Origin of the sequence: Yeosuana aromativorans (genome assembly GCF_014646655.1) — a bacterium.
Lineage (GTDB): Bacteria > Bacteroidota > Bacteroidia > Flavobacteriales > Flavobacteriaceae > Yeosuana > Yeosuana aromativorans.
Window position 1 is genome coordinate 1 of the sequence record NZ_BMNR01000003.1, and the last position, 16,645, is coordinate 16,645.

The 16,645-nt window shown below is 36.9% G+C and carries 16 protein-coding genes and 1 tRNA gene; 1 reads left to right on the forward strand and 16 read right to left on the reverse strand.

Translation table 11 applies throughout. The annotated features are described in order from the left end of the window. The first annotated feature begins 120 nt into the window (after positions 1 to 120). The gene (locus IEW94_RS06875) at positions 121 to 732 is read left to right on the forward strand and encodes an immunity protein Imm33 domain-containing protein (RefSeq protein ID WP_083677117.1); all 612 of its coding nucleotides are present in this window, start codon (positions 121 to 123) and stop codon (positions 730 to 732) included. Here IEW94_RS06875 and IEW94_RS06880 read toward each other — a convergent pair. The 16 genes from IEW94_RS06880 to IEW94_RS06955 form a co-directional block, all read right to left on the reverse strand. After that, positions 716 to 904: a hypothetical protein gene (locus IEW94_RS06880; RefSeq protein WP_188651376.1), complete on the reverse strand. Its 189-nt coding sequence runs from the start codon at positions 902 to 904 to the stop codon at positions 716 to 718. The two genes, IEW94_RS06875 and IEW94_RS06880, sit on opposite strands and share 17 nt — an antisense overlap. 109 nt (positions 905 to 1,013) lie before the next feature. Then, on the reverse strand, positions 1,014 to 1,154 hold the full coding sequence (locus tag IEW94_RS06885; protein WP_188651378.1) for a hypothetical protein: 141 nt from the start codon (positions 1,152 to 1,154) through the stop codon (positions 1,014 to 1,016). Between the two features lie 280 nt (positions 1,155 to 1,434). Then, positions 1,435 to 1,508 (reverse strand) — tRNA-Arg (locus IEW94_RS06890). A 32-nt stretch (positions 1,509 to 1,540) separates the two neighbouring features. Continuing rightward, the gene (locus IEW94_RS06895; protein ID WP_188651380.1) at positions 1,541 to 1,990 is read right to left on the reverse strand and encodes a GatB/YqeY domain-containing protein; all 450 of its coding nucleotides are present in this window, start codon (positions 1,988 to 1,990) and stop codon (positions 1,541 to 1,543) included. Between the two features lie 146 nt (positions 1,991 to 2,136). Continuing rightward, positions 2,137 to 4,101 (reverse strand): cell division protein FtsZ, encoded by a 1,965-nt coding sequence (gene ftsZ, locus IEW94_RS06900; protein ID WP_188651382.1) that lies wholly within the window; start codon positions 4,099 to 4,101, stop codon positions 2,137 to 2,139. Between the two features lie 76 nt (positions 4,102 to 4,177). Beyond that, positions 4,178 to 5,485, reverse strand: a complete 1,308-nt coding sequence (ftsA, locus tag IEW94_RS06905) for a cell division protein FtsA (RefSeq protein WP_188651384.1) — start codon at positions 5,483 to 5,485, stop codon at positions 4,178 to 4,180. 3 nt (positions 5,486 to 5,488) lie between these two features. Beyond that, positions 5,489 to 6,181 carry a cell division protein FtsQ/DivIB gene (locus IEW94_RS06910; protein ID WP_308423686.1) on the reverse strand — a complete coding sequence of 231 codons (693 nt, stop codon included), beginning with the start codon at positions 6,179 to 6,181 and terminating at the stop codon, positions 5,489 to 5,491. A gap of 16 nt (positions 6,182 to 6,197) precedes the next feature. Further along, positions 6,198 to 7,550, reverse strand: coding sequence for a UDP-N-acetylmuramate--L-alanine ligase (gene murC / locus IEW94_RS06915; protein WP_188651388.1), 1,353 nt, complete (start codon positions 7,548 to 7,550; stop codon positions 6,198 to 6,200). A 1-nt stretch (position 7,551) separates the two neighbouring features. Then, the gene (gene murG / locus IEW94_RS06920; protein ID WP_373286597.1) at positions 7,552 to 8,658 is read right to left on the reverse strand and encodes an undecaprenyldiphospho-muramoylpentapeptide beta-N-acetylglucosaminyltransferase; all 1,107 of its coding nucleotides are present in this window, start codon (positions 8,656 to 8,658) and stop codon (positions 7,552 to 7,554) included. A gap of 10 nt (positions 8,659 to 8,668) precedes the next feature. Beyond that, the gene (locus tag IEW94_RS06925; protein ID WP_188651390.1) at positions 8,669 to 9,022 is read right to left on the reverse strand and encodes a four helix bundle protein; all 354 of its coding nucleotides are present in this window, start codon (positions 9,020 to 9,022) and stop codon (positions 8,669 to 8,671) included. A gap of 32 nt (positions 9,023 to 9,054) precedes the next feature. Continuing rightward, entirely contained in the window at positions 9,055 to 10,248 is a 1,194-nt protein-coding gene (locus IEW94_RS06930; protein WP_188651392.1) for an FtsW/RodA/SpoVE family cell cycle protein, read from the reverse strand. A gap of 24 nt (positions 10,249 to 10,272) precedes the next feature. Further along, on the reverse strand, positions 10,273 to 11,604 hold the full coding sequence (murD, locus tag IEW94_RS06935; protein ID WP_188651394.1) for a UDP-N-acetylmuramoyl-L-alanine--D-glutamate ligase: 1,332 nt from the start codon (positions 11,602 to 11,604) through the stop codon (positions 10,273 to 10,275). After that, entirely contained in the window at positions 11,605 to 12,846 is a 1,242-nt protein-coding gene (gene mraY / locus IEW94_RS06940; RefSeq protein ID WP_188651396.1) for a phospho-N-acetylmuramoyl-pentapeptide-transferase, read from the reverse strand. It lies immediately after the preceding gene. Further along, a complete protein-coding gene (locus IEW94_RS06945; RefSeq protein ID WP_188651398.1) occupies positions 12,847 to 14,310 on the reverse strand; it encodes a UDP-N-acetylmuramoyl-L-alanyl-D-glutamate--2,6-diaminopimelate ligase in 1,464 nt (487 codons plus the stop codon). After that, on the reverse strand, positions 14,307 to 16,262 hold the full coding sequence (locus IEW94_RS06950) for a PASTA domain-containing penicillin-binding protein (RefSeq protein ID WP_188652177.1): 1,956 nt from the start codon (positions 16,260 to 16,262) through the stop codon (positions 14,307 to 14,309). Before IEW94_RS06950 ends, IEW94_RS06945 begins: the two co-directional genes overlap by 4 nt. A 60-nt stretch (positions 16,263 to 16,322) precedes the next feature. Then, the gene (locus IEW94_RS06955; protein ID WP_188651400.1) at positions 16,323 to 16,643 is read right to left on the reverse strand and encodes an FtsL-like putative cell division protein; all 321 of its coding nucleotides are present in this window, start codon (positions 16,641 to 16,643) and stop codon (positions 16,323 to 16,325) included. Positions 16,644 to 16,645 lie beyond the last annotated feature (2 nt).

A 16,645-nucleotide genomic window follows, 5' to 3' on the forward strand; every position in this document is an offset into this window, starting at 1 on the left:
AATAAGATTACACTTATCTTTAGATTTCAAAACACCGAATATGTTATATAAATTAACAGCGTAAATCAATTTTTAACCTGTAGCCATATTTCAGGACGAGACATTTGAGAAAAACACAAATTGAACAAAGAAATTAAAATATTACGCTCTGACTTAATTGCTAAATGTGACCAATACCTGAATGGCGAAATTGGAGAAAAGGATTTTGAAAATTATGCTTGGGACTTAATAACAGAAGATCATTTTGACTGGGACGATGACGTAATATCAGACATTCTTTTTCAATGGGATAATCCACTAATCAATTTTCCGATTACAAAACAAAATGTCAAACTTTGGAAACACCAATTAAGAACTGACGAAAACTTATTAGAAGATTTTAATTTATGGAATGTGCATATTGACCGACAAAAAAAGGTTTGCGAAAAATATGAATCTAAATGGAATCCGATTAACAAAAAACTGAAAGTTGGAATTAGTTCTGACCCTAATTCTGACCCAATTCACGGATTACGACATCCGCAAGAAAAAGGAACTACAGGCTGGTATATTTGGACAGGAGAATACTCGGAATCAGGTGATTTTTTCAAACCAATGTGTGCAGAACATTTGCTACAGATTCGACCTGAATTAATAAAATATTTAGGACTTGACATTGGTTATCGATTTTTAATTGACAAAAACGGTTACGAAGATGTTTGGTTTGACGAAAAACTTAAAAATGTGGAATAAAAAAACGGTGTACAACAACGGCTATAATTCTTTTGGTCCCAGGGGCCTTATCGACATCCGGAAGTATGGCCTTTTCATAAAACTGGTTGGCTGCATTAATGACCGTGACATGTTCATCCTGCTGCCTTGACAGCAGGTGGTCCACAATTTGGTGCGGGGTGACCTCAGCCATGTTTGTCAAGTTTGCCCTCAGGTAGTTATGGAATTCGTTTTGCATCTCATTGAGCAGGATATTGTGCTCCAACAGATGCTTTTGCCTGGTGCTGAACCTTTGCATGCCTTCATCCCAATGCTTGATCTCTGAGCCCCTTATTCTGGTCAGGCTGATCTTCCCCTCGGCCTTTTGCGGTTGTGGACAATCCGGACATAAAAAGGATAGCCCTTTTTGGGGCCTTGATGTAAAACTTGAGTGTTGTTCCCATAATTAATCTTCAAAGATTTAAAAAAATGAATGAATATGTGTGGAACAAAAAATTGACATCAAACCGGTTCAAATCATCCCAAACCAAAAAAAAGTCATGGGCTACCTTCGCCTTTTGGCAAGAGGACTATCATGCCTTTTTCCACTTTTTAACGTTTTGGTGAAACAATGGTGAAACAAATAAGTGGTCTTAAACGAACTTTAACGGACCCAACTGAAAGCAAAAACCCCACAGTTCCTAATAAACTGTGGGGTAATGAAACCAATTGAATCTTTGTTTGTGACCGCGGAGGGATTCGAACCCCCAACCCTCAGAGCCGAAATCTGATATTCTATCCAGTTGAACTACGCAGCCATATTCCTGCTCGGCAGGAATCTTTTTATTATTTATGCTAATTTTGCTTTTACTATATTTGATATGGTTTTTCCATCAGCCTTTCCTGCCAACTCTTTACTGACAATCCCCATGACTTTACCCATATCTTTCATGCCCTCTGCGCCGGTTTTTTGAATGGTTTCTACCACTACTTTGGTTATTTCTTCATCACTTAATGCCTTTGGTAAAAACTGGGCAATAACCTCAGCTTCTGCCAACTCAGGTTGCGCCAAATCCTCACGCCCTTGTTCAAGATAAACGGCAGCGCTATCTTTACGCTGTTTCACTTGCTTTTGAAGTATCTTAAGCTCTTGTTCTGTTGTTAATTCTTCTTTGGCTCCACTTTCAGTCTGAGCTAATAAAATAGCCGATTTAACTGCTCGTAGGGCAGTTAAAGCCGTCGTGTTTTTTTCCTTCATGGCAACCTTCATTGCCGTCATGATATCATCTTGTAAACTCATTTGGTTTGATTTTGTAAGATGCTGCGAAGATAGTAAGAAATATGTTTTCTGCCTTTGCTTTCTTAAATTTTTAATATATAAAAAACCCAAAAAGCTGAGGGAAACTTTTTGGGCCTATAAGACGTTTGTACTAAACTGTCTTGGTACTAATCAACATTATCGTGCAAAAACGAATTATTACTTCTCAATTGGATTTCATCATTATCATCATAATCAATACTGGTTCTTGACATATCTGTTTCTGAAGAATGCTTGACCTCTTTCAAATCAACACCTTGCCGTTTGTATGCCGGAACTTTTTCTATATCATCAATTTTAGAACTATTGAACTTATAGTTAAAATCCTTCATTTTACGTCTTCGCTCCGCTGCCCGCTCTTTTAACATGTCAGAAATAGGGCTGTTTACAGGATCAATGTCTTGACCGGTTTCTTCTTCGGTTTGTTTTGCAACTATTTTCTTTTCAAATACGACTTCTTGGTCAAAACCTTCCAAAGTTTCCTCTTTGGTTTTTGGTTGTTTTTTGTTCATGGAAGACTCTACTTCAACATAATCATCAAGGGCATATCTAACGTCTCCTTTTTCATTAGATTCGGTAACAGTTATAAGCTCTACATAATCCTTAACCTGGATTTTCTTCACTTCTTCGTCTTCTAACTTATGTTCAATGACATCGTCTTTTTCTTCATTGGAAATTTTATTATTTGACAGTGGCAAATCAAATGTCAAGGTTATTTGTTTTTCCTCCTCAATATCCTCATCTTCAATTTTTGTTGGAGCAGACATTCTTGTAACTGGCTTAATAATAAAATCATCCTCTTCTTCAAAATTTGCTTTTACCTCATCATAAACAACTTGTATGTTTTTGATAAGCTCTGAAGTTGGAATTAAATCCATTCCATTAGAAACTTGGCTTGTTTTATTATCTTTTGAGGTTGTTTCATCTGATTTATTGAAAGTATCTTCTTCAATATCCAAAACATGTTTCGTTACTGTTGGCTCATTTTTTTTCTCAAGCTCAATGGTTGGAGCAATGATAATGGGCTCCCGATCCTTAGGACTAAGGTCTTGGTCCTCTAGTGAATGAACTACTTTTTTAGCTTCAGTATTTGAAATTTCATCTTGTTGCTCCACATTAAACCCCGTTGCAATGATGGTCACTGCAATAGATTCCTCTAATGATTCATCTTCACCAACACCCATGATAATATTGGCGCCATGACCAGCTTCATTTTGGATATGATCATTGATTTCACCAATCTCATCAATGGTGATTTCATGTGAACCAGAAACAATAAGCAGCAATACGTTTTTAGCTCCGGTTATTTTGTTGTCATTTAGCAATGGCGAATCCAATGCCTTTCTAATGGCTTCTTGTGCGCGGTTTTGACCTGATGCCAAAGCAGATCCCATAATGGCGGTACCACTATTGCTCAATACGGTTTTGGCATCACGTAAGTCAATATTTTGAGTGTAATGATGTGTTATAACCTCGGCAATACCACGAGCAGCAGTGGATAACACCTCATCGGCTTTTGAAAATCCAGCTTTAAAGCCCAGATTTCCGTAAACTTCACGAAGCTTGTTGTTGTTGATTACAATTAAGGAATCTACCACACTTCTAAGGTTTTCAATTCCCTTTTGGGCTTGTTCTATACGCATTTTGCCTTCAAACTGAAATGGCATGGTTACAATACCAACCGTTAAGATATCAGAATCTTTAGCCATTTTAGCTATTATTGGTGCAGCGCCTGTACCAGTTCCTCCTCCCATTCCGGCTGTGATGAAAACCATCTTAGTGTTGGTGTCCAACATTTGGGTAATGTCATCAAAACTTTCTAATGCCGATTGTTCTCCTATATCTGGATTAGCTCCAGCTCCTAATCCTTCTGTTAAATTAACTCCTAATTGAATTTTATTGGGCACACCACTATTTTGAAGTGCTTGTGCATCGGTATTACAGACATAAAAATCTACGCCTTTAATGCCTTGTTGGAACATGTGGTTTATGGCATTGCTGCCGCCGCCGCCAACACCAATAACTTTAATGACATTCGATTGGTTTTTTGGTAAATCAAATGCTATACTGTCGAATTCTTTTTTGCTGCTCATAAATTCTGTTTTACTGGTATTAATACTATTTTTTCTTTTATATTGTTCAATGGATGGTTTGTTTTGTTTATTTTTTCTACTCTGCATTATCTAAAAAGTCCTTGACGCGTTCTGTCAACTTATCCAAAAACGAACGTCTTTCTTTTATTGGCTTTTCCTCTATAATTTCATTTGGTTTTAACTCTTCCCGTCTTTCTTCTTCAATTTTTTCAACGCGTTTTCTCTCTTGGCGTTTTAAACCATCAAGAACCAACCCTACTGCTGTGGCAAACAAAGGGCTTGTTACATCATCATCACTATCACCAGCCAAATGCTCATTGGGAAAACCAATTCTAGTATCCATGCCTGTGATGTATTCAACTAACTGTTTAAGATGCTTAAGTTGTGCACCACCACCTGTTAACACGATGCCTGCAATGAGTTTTTTCTTTTGCTCTTCGTGGCCGTAATTTTTTATTTCAACATACACTTGCTCAATGATTTCCACAACGCGCGCATGAATGATTTTTGAGAGATTTTTAAGGGTAATCTCTTTGGGTTCCCTACCACGTAGCCCTGGAATGGACACGATTTCATTGTCCTTATTTTCACCTGGCCAAGCAGAACCAAATTTTATTTTTAATAACTCGGCTTGTTTTTCAATAATGGAACATCCTTCCTTGATATCTTCTGTGATGACGTTACCACCAAAAGGAATCACGGCAGTGTGACGAATGATGCCATCTCTAAAGATGGCCAAATCAGTGGTTCCTCCTCCAATATCAATCAACGCAACACCTGCTTCTTTTTCTTCTTGACTTAAAACCGCATTGGCAGATGCCAAAGGCTCTAACGTAATACCTTCTAAATTCAATCCGGCACTTTGTACGCAACGGCCAATGTTCCTGATGGATGACACTTGACCAACGACTACATGGAAATTAGCTTCCAAACGTCCGCCATACATCCCAATAGGTTCCTTAATTTCAGCCTGCCCATCTACTTTATACTCTTGTGGTAGGACATGAATGATTTCCTCGCCAGGCAACATGACCAACTTATGCACCTGATTGATGAGTTTATCAATATCATTATCATCAATCACCGTTTCAGAATTTGCTCTGGTGATATAATCACTATGTTGCAAACTGCGAATGTGTTGTCCAGCAATACCAACGGTGACTCCTTCAATTTTAATTTCAGAAGTGGCTTCTGCTTCCAAAACCGCTTGCTGAATGGATTGAATGGTTTGTGTAATATTGTTTACTACACCACGGTGAACACCTAGACTCTTAGATTTTCCGATACCTAAAATCTCTACTTTGCCGTATTCGTTTTTACGACCTATCATGGCCACAATCTTGGTGGTCCCTATGTCTAATCCTACTGCTATATTATGCTCCATGGCTTATATTTTGGTACATACTACTTGGTTGTCAAACTGTAAATTGACTTTACTGTAATTGTTTAGCGTTTTATCCTGTAGGTTTTTTTGATAAAACGCCTTAAGGTTATTTATTTTTTTATTTAAAAAATTGATAGTTCCCACCTGTACTATGAAATCGCACTGGCGAAGTTTTAGGCTAATAGTTTGATCTATGTTTTGATGAATTTCTATAACATTTTTCATTAGGAAATCATCATTTTTAACTTTGTTTGCAACAGTATAAACGTTTTTTAAATTGTTCTTCTTTACATAACCGGTCACTATGGGCACTCTAGCCGTAAAATTAGATGACAATGGCATATAAAAACCTTCGTCATCAATGTAATAAGACTCCGTAGTGCTTACTCTAGCTATAGGTGTTTTTTGTTCAATATCAGCCTTAACTGCACCATTTACAGTAACATATACTTCAGCTGACTTGATCATTGGATTAGAATTTAGGGCATTCTCTAACTGATTCAAATCTAAAGTTTCTTTTGACAAATTTTTAACGCTATGGTGATTTTGTATTAACAATTTACTAACAGTCTCATGGGTTACAAACAAATTATTCTCACCTACAAAACGGATATCAATTGATGACACCTTACGGGTTTCATTTCTAACTGTGGCAAAGGCAAATAAAAATATTACCAAGCCAAATAAACCAATCATTTTTATGTAGTTCCAGTTAACTCGCAATGCTAAATTCCTTTTTAATATGTTTAACTTCTTCTCCTATATCACCAGCTCCAATGGTCAACAAAACCTGTGCTTTACTGGCGCGTATTTTGGACATCATATTCGCCTTGCTAATAAGCTGTTTGTTGGGATTTTGTATTTTATTTAATAACCATTCTGATGTAATTCCTTCAATGGGCAATTCTCTTGCCGGATAAATGTCCAGTAACATAATTTCATCAAACTGTGATAGACTCAGGGCAAATTCATCTGCAAAATCCCGGGTTCTGCTATATAAATGCGGCTGAAAAATAGCCAGTACTTTTTTGTCAGGATACATTTCCCTGACAGCCTGATAAACAGCATTTATTTCCTGCGGATGATGCGCATAATCATCTATAAAAACAAAATCATCGGTTTTTATATGATATGTAAATCGTCTTTTAACCCCTGTGTAAGATGCTAAAGCCTTGGCGAGCTGTTGGTGAGGGCACCCATACTCTACAGACATCGCCAAGGCTATTAATGCATTCGACAGATTATGTCTACCAGGCAGGTTAAATTGTAAATTTTCAAGTACTGTTTTAGGTGTTTTAACATCAAAAACATAGGTGCCATTTTTTATCTTAATATTTTGAATGGAATAATCAGAATCATCCTCAATTCCGTATGTAACCCCTTGTAGTGCAAGTCCATTTTTAACAAATAGTTTTCCGTTTGTTTTAACTTTTTTAGAAAAATCCTTAAAAGCTTGCCTAAGTTGTGATGCATCGCCATAAATATCCAAATGATCAGCATCCATCGAGGTAATACAAGCAATATTTGGCGACAGCGTTAAAAATGACCGGTCAAATTCATCTGCTTCAACCACTGAAACCTCGGTTCCATTAATTATTAAATTTGAATTGTAATTTTCACTAATGCCTCCTAAAAAAGCGGTCATTGGCACATTACATTCAAACAACAAATGGCCCAGAATACTGGTTGTAGTGGTTTTTCCATGAGTTCCGGCTACTGCCAAACAAAACGTGTGTTCTGTAATCAAACCAAGCACTTCAGATCGTTTTAAAACATTAAACCCATTGGCTTTAAAATATTCTAATTCGCTATGGTTTTTAGGCACGGCAGGTGTATAGACCACTAAAGTGTCATCCGGATTTAAAAACCGTTCCTCTATATGTTTTATAGAATCCTCAAAATGAACACTAATGCCTTGGGATATTAAACTATCTGTTAACTCAGTTGATGTTTTATCATACCCTGCAACATACTTGTTATTGACATAAAAATATCGTGCCAAGGCACTCATACCAATACCTCCGATACCTATAAAATAAACGTTATGTATGTTGTTCAGGTCCATATTATCTTTCTAGAAGTTTAACCACTTCATCTACTATATCTTTTGTGGCATTTACCAATGCCAGCTTTTTAATGTTTGCTGCTAGTTGCTTTTGCCTTTCTGGTGACTGGATTAACTGCGAAAATTTATTTTCAAAATCAACATCCAAATCTTCTTCTTTTATAATCATGGCAGCATCATTGTTTACAATAGCCATGGCATTTTTTGTTTGATGGTCCTCAGCCACATTTGGTGATGGTACAAAAATGACCGGTTTACCAACAATGCACAATTCTGAAACCGAACTCGCTCCTGCCCTTGAAATAATAATATCAGATGTAGCGTAGGCAAAATCCATATTGTTTAAAAACGGATACACCTGTATGTCTTTGGTGTTATTGTAAATTTTATACTGTTCATAATACAGTTTTCCACATTGCCAAATAACTTGTACATTTTGGGTGTCCAGAAAGTCCAGTTCTTTTTCAATTAAATCGTTTATGGCTCTAGCTCCTAAACTTCCCCCTAAAACCAACAAGGTATATTTACCGTGTTTTAGATTGAAAAAATCTTTGGCTTCTACAGTCTTTGTTTCAATATTGAGTAAATCCTGGCGAACCGGATTTCCTGTTTTTATAATTTTATCACTTGGAAAAAAGCGCTCTAAATTATCATAAGCCACACAGATTTTTTGCACCTTTTTAGCCAAAAGTTTATTGGTAATTCCCGGATAAGAATTTTGTTCCTGTATCAAGCAAGGAATATGTTTTGAAGCCGCCATGTATAACAATGGTCCGCTTGCAAATCCACCTGTACCAATGGCCACATCAGGTTTAAAAGCCTTAACTATTTTATTGGCATTCCATAAACTACTTATTAGTTTAAATGGAAACATAAGGTTTTTTAGCGTGAGTTTTCTCTGAATACCAGAAATCCATAAGCCTTTAATATCATAACCTGCTTGTGGCACTTTTTCCATTTCCATTCGGTCTTTAGCACCAACAAACAAAAACTCTGCATTTGGGAGGCGATTTTTCAAATCGTTAGCAATAGCTATCGCTGGGTAGATATGCCCACCTGTGCCACCTCCTGAGAGAATTATTTTATATGTTTTTGATTCACGATTCACGATTCTCAATTTACGATTTACGATTGCGCATCGTTTTTATAGATGCAACAATTATTGACAATAATTCATTTCCTTCAGCATGCAATCTTTTTATTTCCTCATGCTCTTTATTACTTACTTCCAATAATAATTCTAAAAAATACATACTCTCATCTGCCTCTTCCTCTACTATTTTTAATTTATTAACAAAATCCGCATCAGATTTCGCCCTACACGCAGCCCTATAATTTGCTCCAACTGAACTTGAACATCTAATTAACTGATTACAAAATGCGTTATACTCTCTTGAAACTGGAAACTTTACGCAAAGATTCCAACAATCTAATGCATATTTTTTTGTTCTATTTTTTAATATTTGCTTCATCAATCGTATTACTAAAATCGTAACTCGTAATTTTAAATGGTTTCTGATAAAATTTCCAACGGATTATCTTCTATATCTTCCAACTCTTTAATTTCTTCACGTTTAGCACTCACGCTTAATATGATTCCAATGGCCAGACAAGTCATCCAGATTGAGGTTCCTCCACTACTTATTAACGGCAATGTTTGTCCCGTAACTGGAAACAATTCCACCGCCACGGCCATATTGATCAAGGCCTGAAATACAATAGGAAGCCCCACACCAAGCACCAATAATTTACCAAAAACGGTATCAGCCTTTTGAGCCGCAATCACGATTCTAAACAGCAACCACATATATAAAATGATTATGGATATCCCGCCTATCAACCCGTACTCCTCAATGATAATAGCGAAAATAAAATCGGATGAAGACTGAGGCAAAAAGTTCTTTTGAATACTCTTACCAGGGCCGACTCCTTGAATATAACCAGTGGCAATAGCTATTTTTGCTTTTTCTATTTGATAATCGGCTTCTGTATCATCATCGTTGGTAAAACTTTCCAATCGGCTCATCCACGTGTCAACCCTATTGGGCATAGCATCAGGAAATGCTTTTGCAACCAACACAAATAAGGCCAAACACAAAATACCCATTCCTAAAATTGACAATAAATACCGTATGGGATAACCTCCAATAAATACCAACATGACCACCATAACAAACATAATGGCTGCTGTTGATAAATTGGCCGGCAAAATTAAAACCAATACTAAAAAAACAGGCACCCACAGGGGCAAGATGGACGCCTTAAATGTGATCTCTTTATCTTGTATTTTTGACATATACCTAGCCACATATACCATTAAAACAACAGACGCCAAGGTTGATGTTTGAAATGACATGCCTACTATGGGGATTTGAATCCATCTACTTGCGTTTGCGCCTTCAATAGTGATTCCTTGAAACATGGTAACAACCAACAAAACCAAAACAATTGGAATCATAATTAAAGATAACCCCCTAAAATACCTGTACGGAATCTTATGCACTCCATACATGATGGCAAACCCTAAAAACAAATGCATAAAATGTTTAACAAAAAATGCAAACGTACTGGTATTCCCACCAGAATAGGCCAAATTACTAGCCGCACTATAAACCGGAAGAAATGAAAATATGGCCAACAAGGCTACAATTGCCCAAATTAACCGATCTCCCTTTATGTTTTTAAACAGTGCTTGCATAGATGTCTTTACTATTGTTCTTTTTTACAAATTTCTTACGGCTTCTTTAAATTGGCGACCCCTATCTTCATAGTTTTCAAACAAATCAAAACTGGCACAAGCCGGAGACAACAATACGGTATCCCCTGCTTCTGCTATTTTATAAGCAATCTTAACCGCTTCGCTCATAAACTGTGTTTCAACAATGATATCAACCATGTTCCCAAACGTATTGAGCAATTTTTCATTATCAACCCCTAGGCAGATAATAGCCTTGACCTTTTCATTTACAAACGAAAACAGCTCTTCATAATTATTGCCTTTATCTTGACCGCCAACAATCCAAACGGTTGGGGTTTCCATACTTTCCAAAGCATAATAGGTTGCATTAACATTGGTTGCCTTTGAATCGTTAATATATTGTACCTTGTTGATTTTTAACACATGCTCCAAGCGGTGTTCTACGCCTTGAAAATTCTCTAGACTTTCCCTGATGGTTTGCTTTCTAATCTTTAATAAATGGGCTACTGTTGAGGCAGCCATGGCGTTCTTAATATTGTGTTTTCCTTCTAATGCTAGATTTGTTGTTGGCATGATTATTTGATTGTTATCTATTGTTATTTTTATTTTATTATTGTCTAAATACGCGCCGTTTTCAATAGGTTTTGTTAATGAAAATGGCAATAATGTGGATTGAACTGGGTGCATTTGTAACCAATTGTCAATAACTGGATCATCAGCATCATATATTAAAAAATCGGCTTTTGTCTGATTTTTTGCTATTCTGAATTTTGAAGCGATATAATTCTCGAACTTGTAATCATATCGGTCCAAATGATCGGGTGTAATGTTTGTAATGACTGCTATATGCGGTTTAAAATCAACTATATCATCCAATTGAAAACTGCTGATTTCCAACACATAGTTTGTGTAATCTTTTTCAAGAATCTGCTTGGCAAAACTATCGCCTATATTTCCGGCCAAACCCACTTCTAATTGTTGACTTAAAATATGATGCGTTAATGTTGCCGTGGTTGTTTTGCCATTACTTCCCGTTATACCGACTATGGTTGCTTTGGTAAATTGGGCCGCAAATTCAATTTCAGAAACCACTAAAATCCCTTGTTCCCTGATTTGTTTTACCAAGGCTACCTTATCAGGTATGCCGGGACTTTTCATTACTAGGTCTGCATTCAGAATTTTTGATTCTGTATGCTGGCCTTCTTCCCATTCAATCTCATTATGTATAAGAACTTCTTTATATTTTCCTTTAATATTCCCTTTATCGGAAACAAATACTTCAAAACCTTTTTTCTTTCCCAAAAGCGCGGTTCCTACACCGCTTTCTCCGCCTCCTAAAATGACTAACCGCTTCATTTATCTTATTTTCAAAGTCACAATAGAAATTATGGCCAATAAAATGCCAACAATCCAAAAACGGGTTACTATTTTACTTTCATGATATCCTAACTTTTGGTAATGATGGTGCAGCGGTGACATTTTAAAAATGCGCCTTCCTTCACCGTATTTTTTCTTGGTATATTTAAAGTAACTCACTTGCATGACCACCGATAAATTTTCGGCTAAAAATATCCCACACAGCACGGGAATCAGCCACTCTTTTCTCACAGCAATAGCTATGACCGCTATAATGCCTCCAATGGTTAAACTTCCTGTATCGCCCATAAAAACCTGGGCCGGATAGGTATTGTACCAAAGGAATCCTACAAGAGCACCTACAAAAGCGGCGATGTAAATGGTGATTTCTTCCACTCTTGGGATATACATAATATTGAGGTAATCTGAAAAAATGATATTACCCGAAATCCATGCGAAAATCCCTAAAGTGAGTACAATGATGGCTGAAGTTCCTGCAGCCAGACCGTCAATACCGTCTGTTAAATTGGCTCCGTTGGAAACGGCTGTGATGATAAAAATGGCTACCAAAATGAAAATGACCCAAGCATATTTTTGTAATCCAGGGTTTATCCAGGTTATCAATTCTGCATAATCAAATTCATTACCTTTAACAAAAGGAATGGTTGTTTTGGTTGATTTTTCTTCGTCCTTAAAAAGTTTTGATGGTGACACCTTTGGATCTTTAGCTAAGATTTCTTGTTGAACTTGAGCAGGCAGTTTTTCCTTAATAGTCACATTGCTGTTGAAATACAAACTGGCACCAATGATGATACCTAAACCTACTTGTCCCAAAACCTTAAATCTCCCTTTGAGTCCTTCTTTATCTTTTTTGAATTTTTTGATATAATCATCAATAAAGCCGATGGTTCCCATCCAAAGAGTTGTTACAATAAGTAAAATCACATAAATGTTCTCTAATTTAGCCAGTAAAAAAACGGGGATTAATGTTGCCAGAATGATGATGATTCCTCCCATGGTTGGTGTGCCGGCTTTTTCTTGTTGCCCATGAAGACCCAAATCCCTGATGGTTTCACCTACTTGTTGTTTTTGTAAAAACCGAATGATTCGTTTACCATAAATAGTAGAAATAAGCAATGATAAAATCATGGCAAAGGCCGCCCTAAAGGTTAAGAACCCAAAAAGGGACGCTCCAGGAAATTGAAATTGCTTTTCTAAATATTCAAATAAGTAATACAGCATCTATTTTTGTAATTGTTTTAAAAATTCCTGAACTATTTTTAAGTCGTCAAAATCAAATCGTTCTCCTTTAATTTCTTGATAAGTTTCATGACCTTTTCCCGCAATGAGAATGATATCATTTGGTTGCGCCAATTGACAGGCTGTTTTAATGGCTTGCTTTCTATCAACTATTGACAGCACTTTTTTGGCATGTTGTGGCTCTACGCCTTTTTCAATATCACTAATAATGGTTTCCGGTTCTTCACTGCGCGGATTGTCACTAGTAAAAATGACCTTGGTACTTAACTCTGTGGCTATATGCCCCATTTTAGGGCGCTTGGTTTTATCCCTATCGCCTCCACAGCCAACAACGGTAATCAGCTCTTCGTTTTTGGTACGAATGCTATTGATGGTTTCCAATACATTTTTAAGGGCATCAGGGGTGTGCGCATAATCCACAATAGCAGTGATTTTTTCATCAGAAATCAAATATTGAAAGCGACCACTCACACTTTCCAAAGCACTTATCAATTGTAAAATCTCTTGTTTATCAAGTCCTAATAATTCAGCCGTTCCATAAATAGCCAATATGTTGTAGGCATTAAAATTTCCAATAAGTCGAGTCCACACTTCACTTTCATTAATCTTCAATAACAACCCACCAAACTCATTTTCCAATATTTGGACTCTGTAATTTGCATAGGTCTTTAAAGCATATGTGTATTTTTTTGCTTGTGTATTTTGAAGCATGACCAGCCCGTTTTTATCATCAACATTCACCAAAGCAAAAGCTGAAGCAGGCAGGTTATCGAAAAATGATTTCTTGACATCTCTATATTCGGCAAAGGTCTTGTGATAATCTAAATGGTCATGGGTTATATTGGTGAAAATGCCTCCTGTAAAATACAAACCTTCTGTTCTATGCTGATGAATGCCGTGGGAACTGACCTCCATAAAACAAAACTCAACGCCCACATTGCTCATTTCCTTCAAATACTTATTAATGGTCAAAGAATCTGGTGTGGTGTGGGTTGCTTTATACTCTTTACTATCAACCATTATTTTTACAGTAGAAAGCAATCCTACTTTAAATCCAGCCTTTTTGAAAAGTTGATACAGTAAAGTGGCTACAGTTGTTTTACCATTGGTACCAGTAACTCCTACTAGTTTTAAATTTTCAGAAGGCACGCCATAATAATTGGAAGCCATAAAAGCCAAAGCCTTTGCTGAATTCTCTACTTCTATATAGGTGATGCCGCTTTGTAAATTGCTAGGTAATGTTTCACAAATTATGGCCACAACTCCTTTTTCAATAACCTGATCAATAAAATCATGTCCATCAACCACACTACCTTTAATGGCCACAAAAACATCATTACTTTCAATACGTCTTGAATCAAACTGGATAGCATTAATACCAACAGACGTGCTACCTACAACAGCGTTGATAGTAACTTTATACAATATGTCTTTTAGTGCCATCATGATACGTCGAGTACTATGGTTTGATTTTTCTTTATTTTTTCACCTTGTTCAATGGATTGTCTTTTTACAATACCAACGCCATTCATCTTCACTTTAAGCCCCATATTCTCTAAAAGCGAAACGGCATCCATTGTTGGCAAGCCCACTACGCTGGGCATAATGGTTTTATAGGTTTTAGCGATATCGTAAAATGCTTCAAATTCTTGGTCTGTTGATTTACGGTCAACATCCAAAGATTCCACCTCATCAATAATTGGCGTATCTGTAAATATTTTTTGGGCAATTTTTTTGAACACAGGGCCCGATACATCAGCACCATAATACCCCACACTTTTATCGGGTTCATGAATGACCACAATGCATGAGTACTTAGGATTATCGGCCGGGAAATATCCTGCAAAAGATGATATATAACTTAACTTGTCTTTTTTAGCATAGTTTTTTTGGCAGGTACCTGTTTTTCCGGCCATGGAGAAGTTCTTTGAGTACAATCTGTGTCCCGTACCGTGCTTTTGCTCGACAACATTCTTGAGTAATTGCTGAACTTTGGCAATCGTCTCTTTTGAACAAATATGAGGATTGATAACTTCTTTTTTAAATGGCACAATGGTTTTATCAAACTCTCTTACTTCTTTCAAAAATTGAGGTTTCACCATTTCACCATCATTGGCAATGGCATTATAAAAAGTGAGCATTTGCAAAGGTGTAAAGGACACGCCATAACCATATGCCATCCACTGCAAAGCAATACCACTCCATCGGCCATTTTTTATTCTTGGATCTGGAATAATGGGACTTGGTTCTCCAAGAATGGGCAAATCCAACTTTTTATTTAAATTCATGGCGTATAACCTATCCACAAACTTCTCTGGATTTTTGGAATACGCTCTATCAATCGCTTTTACAATACCGGTATTTGAAGACACTTCAAAAGCCTGTGCCACAGTGATTTTTCCATAACCGCCATGATGGGAATCGCGAACTTTTTTTCCGTAGAACGTTAAAACACCATTTTCCGTATCTACTATATCTGTGGTATCTAGCACTTTATCTTCAAGCGCAGCCGTAACAGACATTAACTTAAATGTTGAACCAGTCTCCTGTCGTTCTCCAACCGCATAATTTAATCGCTCATAATAGTAACCTTCACTATTCCGTCCTAAATTTGATATGGCTTTTATCTCGCCTGTTTTGGTTTCCATAACCACCACACACCCATGATCTGCCTTATATTTTTCCAACTGCTCCAATAACGCATGATGGGCAATATCCTGAATGTTAACATCTATGGTTGTATAAACATCATAACCATCTTGTGGCTCTATTTGATTGTAGTCTGCAATGGGTTTCCATTGTCCTTTACCTATTTGCTGTTTGGCACGTCTGCCATCTGTACCTCTTAAGTATTTAACCCCAAAAGCCCCATCAATACCAGGCCGGGTTACATTACCATCGTCATCAACACGCTCATAGCCAATGGTGCGCTGGGCAATACCGCCCATAGGATGTTCACGCTTGGTATGCTGCTCAACAATCAAACCACCTTTGTAAGCACCTAGATTTAACAATGGGAAGTCTCGCATCCTTATATAATCAGAATAGCCAATGTTTCTTGCCAACAGATGATATCGGTTTTTATTGGCCCTTGCTTTTCGTATCTGGTTTTGATAATACGCTGATGAATTTCCTAAATACCCTGACAGGGAATCACACAGCGGTTTTAAGTATTTCTCAAATGTTTTGGCAGACGGTGTCACGGCGTCTATTCTGATATCATATTTTGGAATTGAGGTCGCCAATAGATTTCCGTTGGCTGAATACACATTTCCACGATTAGCCGGGATGACAACATTTTTAACAATACGTTGTTCTGCCATCGCCCTATATTTATCACCTTGAGCAAACTGAATAGTCACCAATTTAAATACAACCGCAACACAGAACAGGAACATACACCCTGCCGTGAAATACAATCTGTTTAATATGTGTTTTTCGTTTGTTACCAAACCTCTCTATTGTTTTTGCGATTTAACTTTTATTTTCTTTGGTGGAATCTCCGATGGCACAATCCCTTTTTCTTTCATGACCTCAGCAACTTCCGATTCCATTTTAAGCCGCATGAGTTTTGAACGCCCATCAACAAATGCCGACCGCATTTCCTTAACCTCATTTTTTAATCTTGCAATTTCATATACTTTTTTATCAGCACTATGCGAGCTAGCTATCATAACTATCGCCAATACCGATATGAAAATGATTATTCTCCAGTTTTTAAAAGAATCATCACTCACCAAAAAGGTTCCTTTTAAGATGCTATAAATACTTTTTTTCATTT

What these genes read in the sequence shown, in the direction of transcription:
- ftsA (WP_188651384.1), bottom strand. Translation starts at nt 5,485, where the DNA reads ATGGAGCATAATATAGCAGTAGGATTAGACATAGGGACCACCAAGATT.
- IEW94_RS06895 (WP_188651380.1), bottom strand. Translation starts at nt 1,990, where the DNA reads ATGAGTTTACAAGATGATATCATGACGGCAATGAAGGTTGCCATGAAG.
- IEW94_RS06910 (WP_308423686.1), bottom strand. Translation starts at nt 6,181, where the DNA reads ATGATTGGTTTATTTGGCTTGGTAATATTTTTATTTGCCTTTGCCACA.
- IEW94_RS06925 (WP_188651390.1), bottom strand. Translation starts at nt 9,022, where the DNA reads ATGAAGCAAATATTAAAAAATAGAACAAAAAAATATGCATTAGATTGT.
- IEW94_RS06930 (WP_188651392.1), bottom strand. Translation starts at nt 10,248, where the DNA reads ATGCAAGCACTGTTTAAAAACATAAAGGGAGATCGGTTAATTTGGGCA.
- IEW94_RS06885 (WP_188651378.1), bottom strand. Translation starts at nt 1,154, where the DNA reads ATGGGAACAACACTCAAGTTTTACATCAAGGCCCCAAAAAGGGCTATC.
- IEW94_RS06950 (WP_188652177.1), bottom strand. Translation starts at nt 16,262, where the DNA reads ATGTTCCTGTTCTGTGTTGCGGTTGTATTTAAATTGGTGACTATTCAG.
- IEW94_RS06955 (WP_188651400.1), bottom strand. Translation starts at nt 16,643, where the DNA reads ATGAAAAAAAGTATTTATAGCATCTTAAAAGGAACCTTTTTGGTGAGT.
- IEW94_RS06880 (WP_188651376.1), bottom strand. Translation starts at nt 904, where the DNA reads ATGGCTGAGGTCACCCCGCACCAAATTGTGGACCACCTGCTGTCAAGG.
- murC (WP_188651388.1), bottom strand. Translation starts at nt 7,550, where the DNA reads ATGGACCTGAACAACATACATAACGTTTATTTTATAGGTATCGGAGGT.
- murD (WP_188651394.1), bottom strand. Translation starts at nt 11,604, where the DNA reads ATGAAGCGGTTAGTCATTTTAGGAGGCGGAGAAAGCGGTGTAGGAACC.
- IEW94_RS06945 (WP_188651398.1), bottom strand. Translation starts at nt 14,310, where the DNA reads ATGATGGCACTAAAAGACATATTGTATAAAGTTACTATCAACGCTGTT.
- ftsZ (WP_188651382.1), bottom strand. Translation starts at nt 4,101, where the DNA reads ATGAGCAGCAAAAAAGAATTCGACAGTATAGCATTTGATTTACCAAAA.
- mraY (WP_188651396.1), bottom strand. Translation starts at nt 12,846, where the DNA reads ATGCTGTATTACTTATTTGAATATTTAGAAAAGCAATTTCAATTTCCT.